This window comes from Gorillibacterium massiliense, assembly GCF_000455485.1.
Classification (GTDB): Bacteria; Bacillota; Bacilli; order Paenibacillales; family NBRC-103111; genus Gorillibacterium; species Gorillibacterium massiliense.
The window spans coordinates 1-16591 of record NZ_CBQR020000005.1 but is presented as its reverse complement, the minus strand read 5'-3'; the positions used below and the strand labels follow the sequence as shown (position 1 = coordinate 16591).

Sequence of the window (16591 nt, the reverse complement as noted above, 5' to 3'; positions counted from 1 at the left end):
CCGGTTGGGCACGCTCCCTTGGCCTTGCTGACGCATATCTTCTGGAGCGATGCAGCCTTTGCGCAAGTCCTTGAACAGCCCGTTCAACGTGCTGGCTACCCCCGGCTTGTCCGCTCCTTGGCCGAACAGCTTCAAGCTCGTCTCGTGCTTGTGAAGCAGCTTTTGCAGCAGCATCGCCTTGCCCAGATCGCTGACGGGAACACCTGCCGTTCCCCCTGTCATCTGCATCACTTTCCAGGCTAACCTGCGGAAGCTATACACTTGAGCGCGCATGAACCCCGCCGTTCTGGAGCGGCCGGCCAAAGACTGCTCCGCTTCAAAGGTCGCCTGCTCCGGTACCAGCAAAACCAGGGGCGTTCCTTCCGGGTCCTCCGTGATCCGGCTGCCGATATCATCCAGCACCCGCACGGTTTTGCCGCTTCCCGCCCTGCCTATCACAAATTGCAGCGCCAAAAGGGGCACCTCCTTGTTTTATCTACAGCCGATCTTCTCTATTTGATCTTTCAAAATTAGACATGTTTTCTCTTATTCTAGCACAGAACCATGCGTAACGGGCGTATCATAAGAGCAAATGTTCCTATCAAAATCTATCCAAAACAAAGAAAGACCCGCCGTCTTTGGTGACAACGGGCGAGCCCTCGCTCCATTAATGCCGCGGGCTTTTCTTTCGCTTTATGCAAGCTCCAGGTATTTAAGATTTCAATTGGACAACCTCAGCGCGTATAATATTGGAAGATCACATAACACAATTAAAGGGAATGCCCATGAAAATAGCGATTATAAGCGATCTTCATCTTGATATGAACTCCAAATACGTCGATGAAAACCTGCTTCCGGTCTTCATCGCTTTCTTGCAGGAAAAACAGTTTGACATCCTTGTCATTGCGGGAGATATAAGCGATCATGTCACCTCATCCCTCTCTATGCTGGATGCGATTGAGCGGCAGATCGACGTCAAAGTACTGTTCATTCCAGGCAATCATGACGTATGGGTAAAGCCGGAAGAAAGCTCTTGGGACAGCTATCTCCAGTTTGCGCAGCATCCTTCCTCACTCATCGGCAACCCTTATGTTTTGACCGACGATCTTGTCATCATCGGGGATATGGGCTGGTACGATTATACCCTCGCCGCCAAACACGCTTCAAAGGAAGACATCGATGAAATGCTGACGGATTGGGGAGACAACAAATATACGAACTGGGCTTGCGACGATCTCTGCCTTACGGACATCATGCTGCAAAAAATCGAGCGCCAACTTCAAATGCATAAGGATCGGAAAGTCATCTTCGCCACCCATTTCATTCCCTATTCAAGCTTTGTCCCAACCGGCAATGAATATATCGATTGGGATACCTGCAATGCATTCATGGGCTCCGCGAAGCTGGGCAATCTGCTTGATGATTACAAGAACATAACCTGCGTCATCTTCGGACATACCCATGATCGGCATGGCATTACGGAATACCATCAAAAAAAGATCATATGCACGCCGCTCGGTTATATAGGAGAACGACATGCGGACGTATTCCGAAGAGAGTTGGAAAAGTCACTTATCATTCTTGATGTATAAAATTTCTCGATGCTCCGGCAGCCATTTGCAGGAGTCATTTGCGGTATACGATACAACTCCCTTTGAGGAAATTAAAATAAAAGCGCTTTGCAGTTTTACTGCAAGGCGCTTTTTAAAATGAGGATGGATGTTTATCGGACTTGATCCGCCATACAAATAAGTTTTTTTGGGATTTGACTGAATCTATTCGGGCGCTTTGTCAAAAGCAGAATTTAACGGGAACGGACTTCGAAAATAGCAAACTTCAAATAGTTGCCTTCGTCCACTCCGAGTATCCGTGGATGGTCCTTGCCCGCCGCCCGAAAATCAAGCAGCCGGAGCACTTTGCCCGCATCCGCCGCCGCTTCGTGGATGGTATCGAGAAAACGTTCTGGAGAAACGTGGAAGGAGCAGCTTGCCGTCACCAGATATCCGCCTTCGTTGACCAGCTTCATCCCGTGCAGGTTGATGTCCTTGTAGCCGCGGCAAGCGCCTTCCACGGCGCTGCGGCTTTTGGCGAAGGCCGGCGGGTCGAGGATGACGACATCCCATGTCCGGCCCCCTGGCGTAAGCGGTTTGGAGGTGTCCACTTTTTTCTCCGCCGCCGTTCCTCTCAGTTTCCGCTCTTCAACGCCCTTCACTTGCGTCCGCAAGTAATCGAAAGCGTCGGCGACGACGAATTCCACCCGGTCTTGAAAACCGTTCAACTCCACATTGCGCTTGGCGCTCTCCACGGCGTGTTCCGAAATGTCGAGACAGGTGACCTTTTTAGCGCCGTATTTGCACGCATTCAAGGTGAAGCTGCCGGTATGGGAGAAGCATTCCAGCACGTTGGCCCCATCCCAATAAGGAAAGGTTACCTCTTTGCCGTTTGCGTTGACCGGCACATGCCGAAGTTCTCCGTCTTCTTCCCTTTCTTCCAGATGAATGCCGCTTCTCGTTCCCCAACCCAGCATCAGAGGCTTTATCGCCGCGCGGTTTTCCCGCTGGTCGAAGAAATAGCCGGTCTTCTGACCTTCGCGGACATCCACTACGATGCGGAGTCCGTTTTCCGTGATCTGCACCCGATCTGGGCACTCGCCGAATATCGGCCCTTTCCTCATTTCCAATCCTTCTCGTTCCCGCACGGGAACGTCGCTCCGTTCATAAATGGCGGCAGGCTGGAACACCTCTTTAAGCGCCTCGGCGATTGCCTCGCGGCATACGTCCATGCCCAAGGTGAGCAGCTGCACTACCAGTACATCGGCGAATTTGTCTACAATCAGACCGGGTAGAAAATCAGCCTCGCCGTAAACCATCCGGCAGGCGTCGGCATCCGGCAGAAAGCGCGAGCGGTGAGATTTGCACTCTCGAAACCGCGCGATGAAAGAATCCCGATCCATCGCAGTTAGCGGCTGGGTACTGACGACACGCACGACGATCTGCGATTTGGGATTGTAATATCCTGAGGCTACATATTGGCCAAGGTGGTTGTAAATAGGCAAAACCGAGCCAGGCGCTGGCTCTCCCTCCACCCGTTCCACCTCATTTTGAAAAATCCACGGGTGCCCTTGCTCCACGCGTTTCTTGCGGTTCTTAAGTAGATATACAGCCGCCATCGTTACACTCCTATCATTTCCTTTATCGGCATTCCGTTTTCAGGCTTGTCATATAAATAGTACAGGTTATTCCGTATATTCACAAATTCCTTGAGAAAGGCGATGGAGCCCTTTGCTGCAATCGATTATCCTGCCCCTTGCCATGGGGTTCGTCCTTTTCTTATTCGGCATGAAGGTAATGGAAATCGCCCTGCAAAAGGCAGCGGGAAACGGCCTTCCTCTCATCCTCGGACGTTTCACCCGCACTCCAGCCCGAGGCATGGCTGCATCCGCCGTGATGACCGCCGCCCTTCAGAGCAGCACGGCGGTCACCGTAATTACCATCGGACTTGCCAACGCCGGATTGCTGCGGTTTTCCCAAACCCTCGGCGTCATCCTCGGAGCGAATATCGGTACCTGCCTGACGACAGAGCTCCTTGGCCTTGAACTGAACCGTGCCGCTCTGCCTTTATTGCTCACTTCCGCAGCAGCCTGGCTTATCGGCCGTTTACTGCCGGACCGGATCAGGGGTGCACGGCGGTTTAGCTATGCCGCCCTCGCCGTCGCCGGCTTCGCCTGCATCCTGCTGGGTATGGACATCATGCACAGCCTCATCCCCGAGCTGCGGGAACGGGGCGTATTCGCATGGCTTGTCCGGCAGTCCCAGGAGAGCAGGCTTTGGGGCATCCTGGCCGGTGCCGCTGTCACGGCTCTGGTCCACAGCAGTGCTGCGGTGATCGGCATGGCCATGGGACTGACCACTGCCGGCGTCTTCCCCCCGGAGCTGAGCATCGCGGTCATTCTCGGGGCCAATGTCGGTACCTGTGTGACCGCTCTCCTTGCCAGCATCGGCGGCAGCCGCATCGGCTTTCAAGTGGCCATGACCCATATTCTGTTGAACGTCGGCGGCGCTGCCGTCTTTTATCCGCTCATCCCCGCACTCGCCAGCATCTCCGCAATCCTAAGCGATGACCCTGCAGCGCAAATAGCCAGAGCCCAGACGATCTTCAACATCGCCTGTTCCCTGGTTGCGCTTCCGGTCTGTTATCTTCCATCCCTGCGGAAGACAAAGGCCGGTTAAAGCGCCGCTGTCCCGCCCATTTGATCGGTGGAAATTTGCACCGTAGCCAAAATCTCCTCGGTATAGCTTGCCGGCCCTGATGCCCAATCGCATAAACGCCCTCCATTTTGCCTATGATTACCGCCACAAGCTGAGATTGTGCCGAAAAAATGCATCCGCCCAAGAGGCGAATGCATCTGAAAACGCTTTTCAATTAGGAATGTATTCCCAATTCAGTTAATGCCTGCTGAACGACGCCGTCATTGTTCCCATAACCTGACTCCTGCTGCAGCTTCAATGCTTCCATTGGCGGATACCAACCGACACCGTCAATCTCTTCGATTTGAGCTTTCATCACTCCGCCTGTGGCTTCCACTAAATAGTAGTGAGCTTCCTTGTCGATGGGCTCCGGTCCGTTTACGTGATCCACGTATGACACGATGGACAGCGGCTTGATAATTCGGCCGATAATCCCGGTTTCCTCGGCGATTTCACGCAGAGCGGTTTCTTCCACCGTTTCTCCCGGCTCCATCTTCCCCTTCGCCAATGTCATTTTGCCGAATCGGTCGCGGATTAATTGAATCTCCAGCGCCGTACCATTTTTCCGGTAAACGACGCCGCCTGCCGAAATAACTTTCATCCATCCTTCACCCTTTCGATTCGCATGATCAAGAAGTCGCGAGTACCCGCGCCATGACGCCTTGAGAAGCGGGAACCCCAGCTTTCTCCACTTTGACCCGAACCAGCTTACCGCGCAAGTCTTCGCTGCCGGGGAAAACGAGGTTTAAATAATTATCGGTATACCCGTGAATAAGCTCGCCGGTACCGTCTTCCTTCCAACGTCCTTCCGGGATGACATCCAGCACCTGGCCGACAAACTTCTCGGCATAGGCGAGCTGCATCCGTTCAGACAGCTTGATCGCCTGTTCAACCCGCCGGTTCTTCACGTCCTCGTCCACCTGCTCCTCCATTCTGGCGGCTGGTGTCCCTGTCCGCTGGGAATAGGGGAAAACGTGCATCTCGGAAAATTCCATCCGTTCCATGAACCGGTATCCGTTCTCGAACATTTCCTCGGTTTCACCGGGGAACCCGACAATAACGTCAGTGGTAATCGCCACATCCGGGAAGATCGCGTGAATCTTCTCGATCTTTTCGCCGAACTCCTCCGTCGTATATTTCCGCCGCATCCGCTTCAGCACATCGTTATCCCCGGCTTGCAAGGGAACATGGAAGTGGCGGCACATTTTGTTTGAGCTTCTCAGCACGTCCAAAACGTCGTCGGTTATTTGACTCGCTTCAATGGAACTAATGCGGATACGCTGTAACCCGTCGATGCTGTCCAGTTCTTGCAAGAGCTGGGCCAGACGGTAGTTGTCCAGATCCTCGCCATACCCTCCGGTATGAATGCCCGTGAGCACGATCTCCTGATAACCTGCGTCTACCAGTTGGCGGGCTTGCTGCATGACGCTTTCCGGTTTGCGGCTACGTAGAAGGCCGCGGGACCAAGGAATGATGCAGAAGGTGCAAAAGTTGTTGCAGCCCTCCTGTATCTTCAAAAATCCTCGGGTACGGTCGGCGAAGCCCGGCACGTTCAGTTCTTCAAACTCCCGGGTCTTCATGATGTTGCGGACGACGTTGATCGGCTGCCGCTCCTGCTGGTACTGCCGGACAAGGGGCATGATTTTATCCCGGTCCTGTGTTCCGATCACGATGTCCACTCCGGGAATCGCCGCTACTTCGGCGGGGGCCGTCTGAGCATAGCAGCCCGTTACGGCGACGATGGCGTCCGGATTTCTGCGGACGGCACGGCGGATAACCTGACGGCTTTTCCGGTCGCCGGTGTTCGTTACCGTACAAGTATTAATGACATATACGTCGGCGGCGGATTCAAAATCCACCTGCCGGTAGCCTTCGTTTTTAAAAAGCTGCCAGATGCCCTCGGTTTCGTAAAAATTCACTTTACAGCCAAGGGTTTGAAATGCCACGGTAGGCACGGGGATCACCCTCCCATTTCTCCAAATTCGTATAATATGCAAGCTAGGGCGACAAGTGCGGCTGTCTCCGTGCGTAAAATTCTCGAGCCCAGTCCTACGGAACGGCATCCCGCCGCTTCCGCCTCGGCTACTTCCTTCTCGGTAAATCCGCCTTCAGGCCCAATTGCGATGAGAATGCGCGGCTTTCCTTTTCCGGATAACCGCTCCTTTGTCCCGCTCATCACTGCCCGAAGCTGCTGACCGGACTCCTTCTCGTAGCAGATCAGCGCCAGATCGGTTTCGGGGATGAGCTTGAGCAATTCCTTCCAGGACAAAGGCGCCTCCACTTCGGGAATGACGCTGCGATGGGCCTGCTCCGCCGCTTCCTTGGCGATTTCTCGCCAACGGTCAAGCCGCTTCGCTTCTTTTTTCTCGTCGTATTGGACCACCGTCCGCTCCGACAAAAACGGTAAAAAGCGCAGAGCACCGACCTCCGTCCCCTTCTGGATGACGGTTTCCAGCTTATCGCCTTTGGGCAGGCTTTGGGCAACCCAAACGTCAACGGCAGGCTCCCCCGATACGGGAAGAGCGTCGACAATTTCCCCTTCCGCCTCATTCTTGCCTATGACCGTAATGCGGACAAGGGCGTCTTTCCCTTTGCCGTCGCTAACAATCACTTCATCTCCAGACTCCGCCCGCATGACCCTGAGCAGATGATGAGCGTCGTCTCCTGTAATAAGAACCCGGTCTGCGCCAAACTGGCTCTCCGGTATGAAATATCGCTGCATGGGAACGCGTCCGCCCTCCATCTTATCGTTTTTCTTTGCTGAAAACTAGCCTATCCGGCATTTGACAGAGAATGCCGCCGTCAGGTGGAAACAATCCCTACTTCCGGTTCGGGGACAAACCCATACGACTTGTTCACCGCATCCTGCACTTGCCGGATCAAATAAAGCACATCCGCCGCCGCCGCATGGTTGACGTTGAGTATCATATTCCCGTGATAGGGGGAGATTACCGCGCCGCCATAGGCAAGCCCCTTCAGCTCCAACTCATCCACTAAAGCGCCTACCGGCCGCCCAAAATCGTAATTGTTTTTGAAGACCGAGCCGCAGGACGGGAATTCGAAATGTTTTTTTGCCACCCTGTATTGATGAATGTCTTCCATACGCTTTGGCAGCGATTGGCCGTTCTTCGTCAGCTCCCGGACTTCTTCCATAATGAAGTCATAGAAAGAAGGGAGAGCGGAACCTCCGCCCCATTTTCGCCAACGAACCAGCATATCCGAAAGCTCTGCAAATACCGTCTGATCTTTCCCGGTTGCCGCCAGCTCCGTGCCGACAATCAACCAAGGATGCTGTTGGAAGACTGAGGTTTTATAGGCAAATCCGCATTCCTCTGCGGGCAATGACCTCACTTCCGGATCAGCTTCGCTCATATCCAGATAATAGACCGTATGCAAAATCCGGTTCATCTGGCCTTCGCCATATTTGGCATTGATGTATACACCAGCCCCGAGAGTCCCGGGAAGCAGATGAGTAAACTCGTAGTCAGGAATGCCTGCTTGATATCCGGACAAAGCCAGGAGCGACAAAGGCATCCCAGCGCCTACGAAAAGACGATTGCCGTCGGACAAGCGGCATTGATCGATTTTTTTCAAGGTGATATAAAGGGTGTTGTCACCGGGCTGATCGGGAAACAGCAGATTCGTTCCCATCCCGAAAAGGAAGGGCTGGAGATCACGTTCCTTGCAAGCCGCCAGCAGCTGCTGAAGCTCTTCGGGGGTTTCCGGTTGGGCGAAATAGGGAGCATTCCCTCCTATCTCATAAGAAGAATGCTGCGACAACGGGACATTGCGGGAAACCCGAGTAGCAAAAATCTCGTTCTTGTTCATAGGCCGTACACCGTGCGGGCGAAGCTCGCCATGCCATCCCAAATGGGATCGATCAGCGAAAAAACCCGGCCCAGCGTATTATTGTTCAACACCGGGAAAAACACAAGGATCATGAAGATGAAAATAAACCACTGCTCGACGCCCTGCAAAGCAAGTCTTGCCCGCATCGGCAAAAAGTAATTCAAGATCCGGTAACCGTCCAGCGGCGGCAAGGGCAATAGATTAAACAGAAAGAGCAGCAAATTGAAATGAATCAAAGCCTGATAAAACACGCTGATCGCATCGGCGCCCCAAGCCGGCAGACCGTCGTAAAGCCCTAATGCGCCAAAACCGAAAAAGAGCATGACGCCGATAAAAGCTAGAATCAGATTCGCCAAAGGGCCGACAACGGATACGACGATACCCATGAGCCGCGGTTTTTTGAAATAATTCGGATTCACCAGCACCGGCTTTGCCCAACCAAAACCCACGAGCAGAATGAGAATGGTACCAAACAGGTCCAGATGCACCATTGGGTTTAAAGTAACTCTCCCCATAGAGCGAGGGGTAGGATCGCCGAATTTGTCGGCGGCATAGGCGTGTGCGAATTCATGACAAGCAAAAGCAATGAGCAGAACAACCAGTATGAAAGGAATGTTTTCCCAATGGTTTAATAATCCGCCGGTAAGCATTTTCGTTCACCTACTCCTTCTCTGCGACCAAGGCCACCCAATCCTGATCGTAATACCGGTCGCGTACAATAAATCCGGACTTCTCCAGTGCCTCCGCCACAGCGTTTTCCTTCATTTTGATAATACCGGAAGTGATATATTTGCCTCCCGGCTGCAGAGCTTGATACACGTCGTCCGTAAACAGCATGATGATCTCGGCCAAAATGTTGGCGACTACCACTTGTACGGGCAAATGAACCCCCAACGCCTGATCCTCCGACTTGTTTTGCAGCACACCCAGCAGATCGCTAAGCTGCACCGTGATTTGCTCGCTCAAGCCGTTCAACTCCGCGTTTTCTTTAGCGCTGGATACAGCCACGGGATCGAGATCAAGAGCTAACACATGCCTGGCTCCCAACATGGCGGCAGCGACGGACAAGATCCCTGAACCTGTTCCGACGTCAATGACATCGTCGCCGGGTTTTACGACGCGCTCCAGAGTTTGCAAGCAAAGAGAGGTGGTAGCATGGGTGCCGGTGCCGAATGCCATCCCGGGGTCCAGCTCCAAAATCAGCTCTCCGGGCGACGCTTCATACTCCTCCCAGGAGGGTTTGACCGTAAGCCGTTCCGTAATGCGCACCGGTTTAAAATATTGCTTCCAAGCATCCGCCCATTCCTCGTCGTCTACATCCTTCAAGGAGATTTCCGGGTGTCCCGTATCGATTTCAAAACTTTCCAGGTTCTCCATGAACCGTTCCAGGTTGGTGTGAATGGCCTCCATATCCGTTCCTACGGCATAGTAGGACTTCATAATGACCCGGCCTTCGGGAATATCATTCAACGGCAGATCAAACCACTCTCCATAGGGGGTATCCCGCTTCCGGTTCAAACTGCCGGACTCCTCAATGGAAACTCCGCCCGATCCTTGTTCATGCATAAAGTTGGAAATCATTTCGACTGCTTCCTCAGTCGTATGTACCGTTATTTCGTGCCAGCGCATGGCAGCCTCCTCATAAGTAACGGCTGCATCCGAAGCTTCCGGCATGCAGCCTGCAATTGACGGTTATCTCATCTATTTTACACTAGGTGTGGCAGCGGGGCAAAAAAAAGACTCCGGACCGTGAGATCCGAAGGCTTAATCCTGAACCATTACATATGCATGCCGGACATGCCGCCGACAATCTCGGGATTCACCATGCCAAAAATCATGGCGATATGGGCTACGACGAGGAAGCCGCTGACCAGGATAAAGTGTAGCTTCAGCCTTTCCTCCTCCGAGCGCTTTTTGCCGATCAGGCCAAGGTCGAGAAGCGCCAGGGGCAGGAGAAAGAATACGCCGCTAAGGTAAAAGGTTACGGCCACAACATCCACCCATGTGTGCCATTCGCCGTTTACGGTAAGCGGGATGTAGGCAGTGGGAAAGAGGTAGAGAAAGATGCCTGTAAAATACAAGCCGGCGAGAATGCTGCAAATCCGGTTGAACGCTCTCAAGTTGCCGTGAAGCTTTTTGGTAAAAAGGATAACAAATTCGGTTACCGTAATCGTCTCGGCAAAAATCACCGGGATGGCCATGAACAGAATCAGGTTCCATGGCTGGTTGTCCGCTAGCAGGGACATGTAGTGCGTCATATTCATCGATTGGCTCTCCCAACATCCATAAAATAGTGGCAGAGCCAATCATACGAAAAAAAGATGTGGAAAGTATGAAGCGGCAGACCTGCGGAAACCATCAAATCCAGCCGCCGTTATCCTCCACGATGCGCAGCGCTTTATGGTGAATATCCGCCTGAACGACAGCCGACAAAAGGTAGTCCTCCGCAAGGGTAGAGCCCGGCAGGATATCGCTGGAACCCGGCGCATGCCATTCTCCATTGGTTTGCAGACCGGATGTGTATGCCTCTGACGAATGAACCGACTCGCTAACATGGACATCCTGGGCCCGGAGAGCCTGCAAACGGGAGGCCGCCGCGCCGGCTTGCCGCCGGTCGGCAAAGTGGGCGGTTAGGGTTCTACTCTCCACGATTCAGTCCTTCTTCCGCCCGATGATCCGCCGCATCAGCCCTTTCCAGCGCTTCCAGATCATCTTCATCCGCAGCATCCCGAGAAAATTCCACATCCTCGCCGTAGGCTACCGGCAGGTCTTTGAATGGATTTGTCTTGTTCTGTTTCTTCACCATGCGTTCTTCTCCTTTCTTCAAAAAGCTACCGAATAGGATGCACCGGGGGCAATGAGCCTATGCAGATCGTTTACAAAGCATTTACAGATGACCTGCGACCGCTATAATGGGTAAAGGAAACTATTAACCGATTTTCATAGAAAGCGAAGGTGCAAGGTGAAAAAAGCAAAAATTGTCGAGTTGGACCGCGTCCGCGCCTTTGCCATTCTCGGGGTGCTGATGATTCACTCCACGGCGAACGGCACGATGGCCGGTACGGCGGACAGTCTGCTCCAGCAATTGATGAAGTGGCTGAATGATCTGGCGATGTTTTCCGTACCGGTTTTTCTCTTCGTTTCGGGACTCGTTCTCTTTTACAATTACGAACAAAATTGGAGCGCGCGGAGCATCGGCACCTTTTATCGCAAAAGGCTGAAAGGGGTCTTTGTCCCCTATCTGCTGATCAGCCTGCTCTATCATATCGTCTACGGCAGGCTCTTTTACGACTATTACTTCAACCTATCGGCTTTTTGGGACCAGCTAAAAGTCGGCCATGCCTCCTATCATCTGTATTTCATGATCATTTTGTTTCAAATGTACCTGATCTTCCCGTTTATCATGACCGTACTGACGCGCTGGCCCCGTCTTAAAGCTTGGTTTTTCCCGGTGTTCATCGTGCTGGTTCAAGCGGCTTTTCTTTACCGTCAGTACAATGTGCAGTACGAGTCGGGCGCTCACGTTTACTGGATCAACTACTGTATTTACTTTTTCCTCGGCGGATATGCCGGGTTGTATTACGGCAGGCTGAAGGTCTTTTTGGAAAAGCGAATGGGCATGATCGCGCTGCTGCTAGCAGCGGCTTGCCTTGGAGTCTATCTTTCCTATCACTATATTTATTTGCCGGGCCAACTGAAGCCAATTGTCAGTGACACGTTGTCACGCTGCTATGGGTTGTTGTGCAGCCTTCTGTTCATGTCCGTAGGCCTGCATCTGGAAAAGCGACTGCCCCGATTGCGCCGGGTTCTCGATTCCATCGGCAAATTCTCCTTCGGCATTTATTTGATTCACCCTTTGTTTCAAACGGCATTCGGCAAGCTCATCGCCGAGCCTGGAAGCCCTGTTCTCTATCTGGCGCGGACCGTCGTGCTGTACCTGTGGCTAATGGGAGCGTCCTGGATCGCCGTTTACCTATACCGCAAGGTTTCGACCCTGTGGAAAAATCGCCGGCAGGTGCGCAAGACCGGCGCAGGCGTAACAGCTTGAGACGCTTCGTTAAGAAAAAGACCGCTTCCTCCCAGCCCATAAGGCTTGAGAGGAAGCGGTCTTTCATTGTAAGGCTATCCGAGTTTAATCTCCCATAAACGCTCGTTTCATCCGGTCAAAAAAGCTGCGGGACTGCTCATGGGTTTGCTCACCGCTAAGACCGGCAAAATCCCTCAGCAGATCCTTTTGCTGATCGCTTAAAGAAGTTGGAGTGACGACAACAACCTTCACATGCTGATCCCCTTGGCCGTAACCGCGAATTCTGGGAACCCCTTTACCTTTCAGGCGGAAATGGGTATCCGTCTGGGTACCAGCCGGAATTTTCAGCTTCACTTTTTCCGTCAAGGTCGGGATTTCGATTTCGTCCCCCAAAGCAGCTTGAGCAAAGGTAATAGGCACTTCACAGTAGATATCGTCGCCTTCCCGCTCGAAGAACTCATGAGCCTTCACGCGAATGACGATATACAGATCTCCTGGAGGTCCGCCCTTGCTTCCCGCTTCTCCTTCACCGCTTACCCGCAGTTGGGCGCCTTCATCGACGCCAGCCGGGATTTTCACATGAATCTTACGCTGAGTGCGCACCTTGCCGGAGCCGTGGCACTCGCCGCATTTTTCCTTGATGATCTGCCCTTGGCCGTTGCAGTTGTTGCAGACCCGGCGGTTGACGATGCGGCCGAAAGCGGTATTTTGAATGACTTCCTGTTGTCCGGTGCCTTTGCAGACGGAGCAGGTTTCCGGCTTCGTACCCGGTTTAGCGCCGTTGCCGTGGCAGGTAGAGCAGGTTTCCGTGCGGGGGATGGTAATATCCGTCTCCTTGCCGAAAACCGCTTCCTTAAACTCGATAGTCATGGAGTATTGCAAATCATTGCCTCGTTGAGGGGCATTCGGATTGCGCCGGCCACCGCCTCCACCGCCGAAAAACATATCGAAAATATCGCCGAAGCCGCCGAAGTCGGCTCCGCCCATGCCACCCATGCCGCCCATCCCTTGGCTGGGGTCCGCATGGCCGTAACGGTCGTAAGCGGCGCGCTTCTGATCGTCGCTCAGCACTTCATAGGCAGCGTTGACTTCCTTAAATTTATCTTCGGCGCCCGCTTCTTTATTGACGTCCGGATGGTATTGCCGCGCCATCTTGCGGAACGCCTTCTTGATCTCATCCGGCGAAGCGTTCTTCTCGACGCCCAGCACCTCGTAATAATCCCGCTTGCTCAAACTCTCACCAACTCCCAAAGCCCATATGATAAGCCGTATATCCCGCGTTTATAGCGCCGATAAGGCCGATTATAATCAGAACGTTTCACAGAAGCAAGGAAAGTCAAAGTCGACTTTAGCGGCTTTGACTTATTCCTTTCTATTCCATTGCGGTGTTTTCTTATTTCTTGTCGTCTTCGTCTACGACCGTATAGTCGGCATCCACGACGTTGTCACGTCCCGGGTTGCCTTGCTGCGGGTCTTCGGCGCCACCTTGAGCTGCTTGTTGAGCTTGCGTAGCTTGCTCGTAAAGCTTCGTGGAAAGCTGCTGCACCACTTCGGTCAGTTCATCGGAAGCTTTCTTGATGGCTTCAATATCGCTGCCTTCCAGTGCTTTCTTCAATTCTTCCTTCTTGGCGTTGGCTTTATCGATTTCAGCGGCGTCCACTTTGTCGCCCAGATCCTTGATCGTCTTGTCGACGGTATATACCAGTTGGTCAGCGCCGTTGCGAATTTCTACTTCTTCCTTGCGCTTCTTGTCTTCCTCGGCGTGAGCCTCGGCGTCCTTCATCATCCGGTCGATCTCTTCGTCGGACAAGCCGCCGGAGGAGGTGATGGTGATGTTTTGGCTCTTGCCGGTGCCTTTATCCAAAGCGGATACGTTTACGATGCCGTTGGCATCGATATTGAAGGTAACTTCGATTTGCGGAATGCCCCGGGGAGCCGGAGGAATATCACCCAGCATGAAGCGGCCCAAGGTTTTATTACCGGAAGCCATCTGCCGCTCACCTTGCAAGACGTGAATTTCCACGCTGGTCTGGCTGTCTGCATAGGTGCTGAAAATTTGCGATTTGCTGGTCGGAATGGTCGTATTGCGTTCGATCATTCTCGTGAACACGCCACCAGCGGTTTCAATGCCGAGAGACAGCGGTGTAACATCCAGCAACAGGATGTCCTTTACGTCGCCAGTCAGTACGCCGGCTTGGATAGCTGCGCCCAAGGCAACGACTTCATCCGGGTTAACGCCTTTGTGTGGGTCTTTGTTGATGAGACGCTTAACGGCATCTTGTACGGCAGGAATCCGCGTCGAACCGCCGACGAGAACGACTTTGTCGATTTGGCTGGCGGAAAGGCCAGCGTCGCTCAAGGCTTGACGGGTCGGGCCCAAGGTGCGCTCAACGAGATCGGCAGTCAGTTCATCGAACTTGGCGCGGGTCAGGTTCATTTCCAAGTGCTGCGGCACACCGTCTACCATGGTAATGAAAGGCAGAGAGATCGTCGTGGTGAGCACACCGGACAACTCTTTCTTCGCTTTTTCCGCTGCATCCTTCAAGCGTTGGACGGCCGCTTTATCTTTCGTCAAATCGATACCTTGTTCTTTTTTGAATTCGGCAGCCAAGTAATCGATGACCTTCTGGTCGAAGTCGTCGCCGCCCAAGTGGTTGTCGCCGCTGGTGGCGCGGACTTCGAAGGTACCGCTGTCCAGCTCGAGAATGGATACGTCGAAGGTACCGCCGCCCAAGTCGAAGACGAGGATGGTTTCTTCTTGGTCCTTATCCAGACCGTAAGCGAGAGCAGCTGCCGTCGGTTCGTTGACGATCCGGAGCACGTCGAGACCGGCGATTTTGCCGGCATCCTTGGTGGCTTGACGCTGGCTATCGTTAAAGTAAGCCGGAACGGTGATGACCGCTTGGGTAACCGTTGTGCCGAGGTAAGCTTCGGCATCGGCTTTCAGTTTTTGCAAAATCATTGCGGAAATTTCCGGAGGGGTGTAGCTTTGGTCTCCGATGCTGGTGCGGTGGGATTCCCCCATATGACGCTTAATGGAAGCGACCGTACGGTCGGGGTTGGTGATGGCTTGGCGTTTCGCGCTTTCGCCGACGATGCGTTCGCCGTCCTTTTTGAAGCCGACGACGGAAGGAGTCGTGCGGTTTCCTTCCGGGTTAGGAATAACGACGGCTTCGCCGCCTTCCATAACGGCAACGCAAGAGTTCGTGGTGCCAAGGTCGATACCGATGACTTTGCCCATGTTTCTGATTTCCTCCTTATCCGATTTTATCGGAAATTGTGAATGGTAGTAAGTTATCTGGCTTTAGCCGCTGACTTTAACCATGGCTGGCCGCAGCACTTTATCCTTCAACATGTATCCTTTGACCAATTCTTCAACAATGGTGCCTTCCTCATACTCTTCGGATTCCACCTGCATCAAAGCCTGGTGATACTCTGGATTGAAGGGTTGGCCCACGGTTTCCATCTTGATCAAGCCTTCCTGTTCCAGAACTTGCGTGAGTTGTCTCGCGATCATATCAACGCCTTTGAAAAAGGAATCGAAATCTTTCGTTTCCTGGCTTGCGCTAACAGCCCTTTCAAAGTTGTCCATTACCGGAAGCAATTGCTCGATCAATTTGGCCGAAGCGTATTTGGCGAACTCTTCTTTCTCCTGGCGGGTTCTGCGGCGGAAATTATCGAAATCCGCTTGGCCTCTGGCAAAACGGTCCTGGCTTTCCGCAAGCTGACTCAACAGGCTTGCAATCTGAGCCGCCTCAGAACCTGCTGTTTCTTTTGCGGACTCATTATTAGGAGTATCCTCCGCCTGCTCCCGGCTGCTTTCGTCTACGGCAGAATTTGCCGTTTCTGTTGCATCATCCGGATCCATCGCGGAGGAAACACGTTCTTCATCGTTAGGTTTTACTGTCATGTACGGTTCACCTCCTTATTCGAGTTGCTTAGTCCATTAGCTTGAGCTTCTAATCTGCACGTATGTCTACTACGGGTATACCCCTTTTCGGGTTGCTCTATTTATGGATTATTCATCCGCAGTTGGCATGGACATCTTCATCTTGATGACGGTATGGATACGGAGTACGGCTGACGCCACTTCTCCAGCTGCCTGCAATGCATGAAGTTTGACAGCCGCAGGATCAATGACTGCAAGTTCCAGCATATCGGCCAATTCACCTGTGTCACAATCAATGCCGATCGATGCGGAGCCGCGGGACGCTTGCGCTGCCTTCACTTCCTCCAGCTTCTCCAGCGGATTGAAGCCGGAGTTGATGACGATTTGCGCCAGAGGCTTGCGCAGAGCTTCCGCCACGGCGGCGATGCCGAAGGCTTCCATGCCGCGGACGGTTTCCCGCCGGCGGTCCAGCTCCCGGGCGGCAGCCACCTCAGCTGCGCCGCCGCCGGCTACGTAGCCGCTGCGCACCGCCGCCTGCAAGGCCGCAGCCGCGTCGGTGGCGATGCGCGCCCGCTCGTGGGCGAGCTCGCCGGTGCTGGC

17 protein-coding genes and 1 pseudogene are annotated in these 16591 nt (G+C 53.3%); 3 read left to right on the top strand and 15 right to left on the bottom strand.

Annotation, left to right across the window (positions count from 1 at the left end; all coding sequences use genetic code 11):
- Positions 1-453: pseudogene (locus TJ79_RS00675) on the bottom strand (helicase-exonuclease AddAB subunit AddB); the annotation flags it as partial.
- A 311-nt stretch (positions 454-764) separates the two neighbouring features.
- On the opposite strand from TJ79_RS00675, the gene TJ79_RS00670 reads away from it, so the two are divergent.
- Positions 765-1571: a metallophosphoesterase gene (locus TJ79_RS00670; RefSeq protein ID WP_162162896.1), complete on the top strand. Its 807-nt coding sequence runs from the start codon at positions 765-767 to the stop codon at positions 1569-1571.
- 212 nt (positions 1572-1783) lie between these two features.
- Here TJ79_RS00670 and TJ79_RS00665 read toward each other — a convergent pair whose 3' ends face one another.
- Entirely contained in the window at positions 1784-3148 is a 1365-nt protein-coding gene (locus TJ79_RS00665; RefSeq protein ID WP_040948359.1) for a class I SAM-dependent rRNA methyltransferase, read from the bottom strand.
- 112 nt (positions 3149-3260) lie between these two features.
- Here TJ79_RS00665 and TJ79_RS00660 point away from each other — a divergent pair, with 112 nt between their 5' ends.
- Entirely contained in the window at positions 3261-4208 is a 948-nt protein-coding gene (locus TJ79_RS00660; protein ID WP_040948358.1) for a Na/Pi cotransporter family protein, read from the top strand.
- A 193-nt stretch (positions 4209-4401) separates the two neighbouring features.
- Here the strand turns inward: TJ79_RS00660 and TJ79_RS00655 are convergent, their stop codons facing one another.
- The 9 genes from TJ79_RS00655 to TJ79_RS26430 form a co-directional block, all read right to left on the bottom strand.
- Positions 4402-4827, bottom strand: coding sequence for an NUDIX hydrolase (locus TJ79_RS00655; RefSeq protein ID WP_040948357.1), 426 nt, complete (start codon positions 4825-4827; stop codon positions 4402-4404).
- Between the two features lie 28 nt (positions 4828-4855).
- Positions 4856-6181 carry a tRNA (N(6)-L-threonylcarbamoyladenosine(37)-C(2))-methylthiotransferase MtaB gene (mtaB, locus tag TJ79_RS00650; protein ID WP_040948363.1) on the bottom strand — a complete coding sequence of 442 codons (1326 nt, stop codon included), beginning with the start codon at positions 6179-6181 and terminating at the stop codon, positions 4856-4858.
- A gap of 5 nt (positions 6182-6186) precedes the next feature.
- A complete protein-coding gene (locus TJ79_RS00645; protein ID WP_040948356.1) occupies positions 6187-6948 on the bottom strand; it encodes a 16S rRNA (uracil(1498)-N(3))-methyltransferase in 762 nt (253 codons plus the stop codon).
- An 80-nt stretch (positions 6949-7028) separates the two neighbouring features.
- A complete protein-coding gene (locus TJ79_RS00640; protein ID WP_040948355.1) occupies positions 7029-8054 on the bottom strand; it encodes a UDP-N-acetylmuramate dehydrogenase in 1026 nt (341 codons plus the stop codon).
- Positions 8051-8725 (bottom strand): site-2 protease family protein, encoded by a 675-nt coding sequence (locus TJ79_RS00635; RefSeq protein WP_040948354.1) that lies wholly within the window; start codon positions 8723-8725, stop codon positions 8051-8053. Before TJ79_RS00635 ends, TJ79_RS00640 begins: the two co-directional genes overlap by 4 nt.
- A gap of 10 nt (positions 8726-8735) precedes the next feature.
- Positions 8736-9704, bottom strand: coding sequence for a 50S ribosomal protein L11 methyltransferase (prmA, locus tag TJ79_RS00630; RefSeq protein WP_040948362.1), 969 nt, complete (start codon positions 9702-9704; stop codon positions 8736-8738).
- Between the two features lie 149 nt (positions 9705-9853).
- Positions 9854-10339, bottom strand: coding sequence for a DUF6803 family protein (locus tag TJ79_RS00625; RefSeq protein WP_040948353.1), 486 nt, complete (start codon positions 10337-10339; stop codon positions 9854-9856).
- Between the two features lie 94 nt (positions 10340-10433).
- A complete protein-coding gene (locus TJ79_RS00620; RefSeq protein ID WP_040948352.1) occupies positions 10434-10724 on the bottom strand; it encodes a hypothetical protein in 291 nt (96 codons plus the stop codon).
- On the bottom strand, positions 10714-10881 hold the full coding sequence (locus tag TJ79_RS26430; protein ID WP_081756610.1) for a YfhD family protein: 168 nt from the start codon (positions 10879-10881) through the stop codon (positions 10714-10716). The genes TJ79_RS00620 and TJ79_RS26430 overlap by 11 nt, the downstream gene beginning before the upstream one ends.
- A gap of 156 nt (positions 10882-11037) precedes the next feature.
- Between TJ79_RS26430 and TJ79_RS00615 the strand changes: the two genes are divergently transcribed.
- Positions 11038-12123 (top strand): acyltransferase, encoded by a 1086-nt coding sequence (locus TJ79_RS00615; RefSeq protein WP_040948351.1) that lies wholly within the window; start codon positions 11038-11040, stop codon positions 12121-12123.
- Between the two features lie 84 nt (positions 12124-12207).
- Here TJ79_RS00615 and dnaJ read toward each other — a convergent pair whose 3' ends face one another.
- The 4 genes from dnaJ to TJ79_RS00595 all read right to left on the bottom strand — a co-directional run.
- Entirely contained in the window at positions 12208-13335 is a 1128-nt protein-coding gene (gene dnaJ / locus TJ79_RS00610) for a molecular chaperone DnaJ (RefSeq protein WP_040948350.1), read from the bottom strand.
- A gap of 160 nt (positions 13336-13495) precedes the next feature.
- Positions 13496-15343: a molecular chaperone DnaK gene (dnaK, locus tag TJ79_RS00605; RefSeq protein ID WP_040948349.1), complete on the bottom strand. Its 1848-nt coding sequence runs from the start codon at positions 15341-15343 to the stop codon at positions 13496-13498.
- Between the two features lie 63 nt (positions 15344-15406).
- A complete protein-coding gene (grpE, locus tag TJ79_RS00600; protein WP_040948348.1) occupies positions 15407-16012 on the bottom strand; it encodes a nucleotide exchange factor GrpE in 606 nt (201 codons plus the stop codon).
- 108 nt (positions 16013-16120) lie between these two features.
- On the bottom strand, positions 16121-16591 hold a 471-nt coding region (locus TJ79_RS00595; RefSeq protein WP_040948347.1), incomplete at its 5' end, for a TCP-1/cpn60 chaperonin family protein.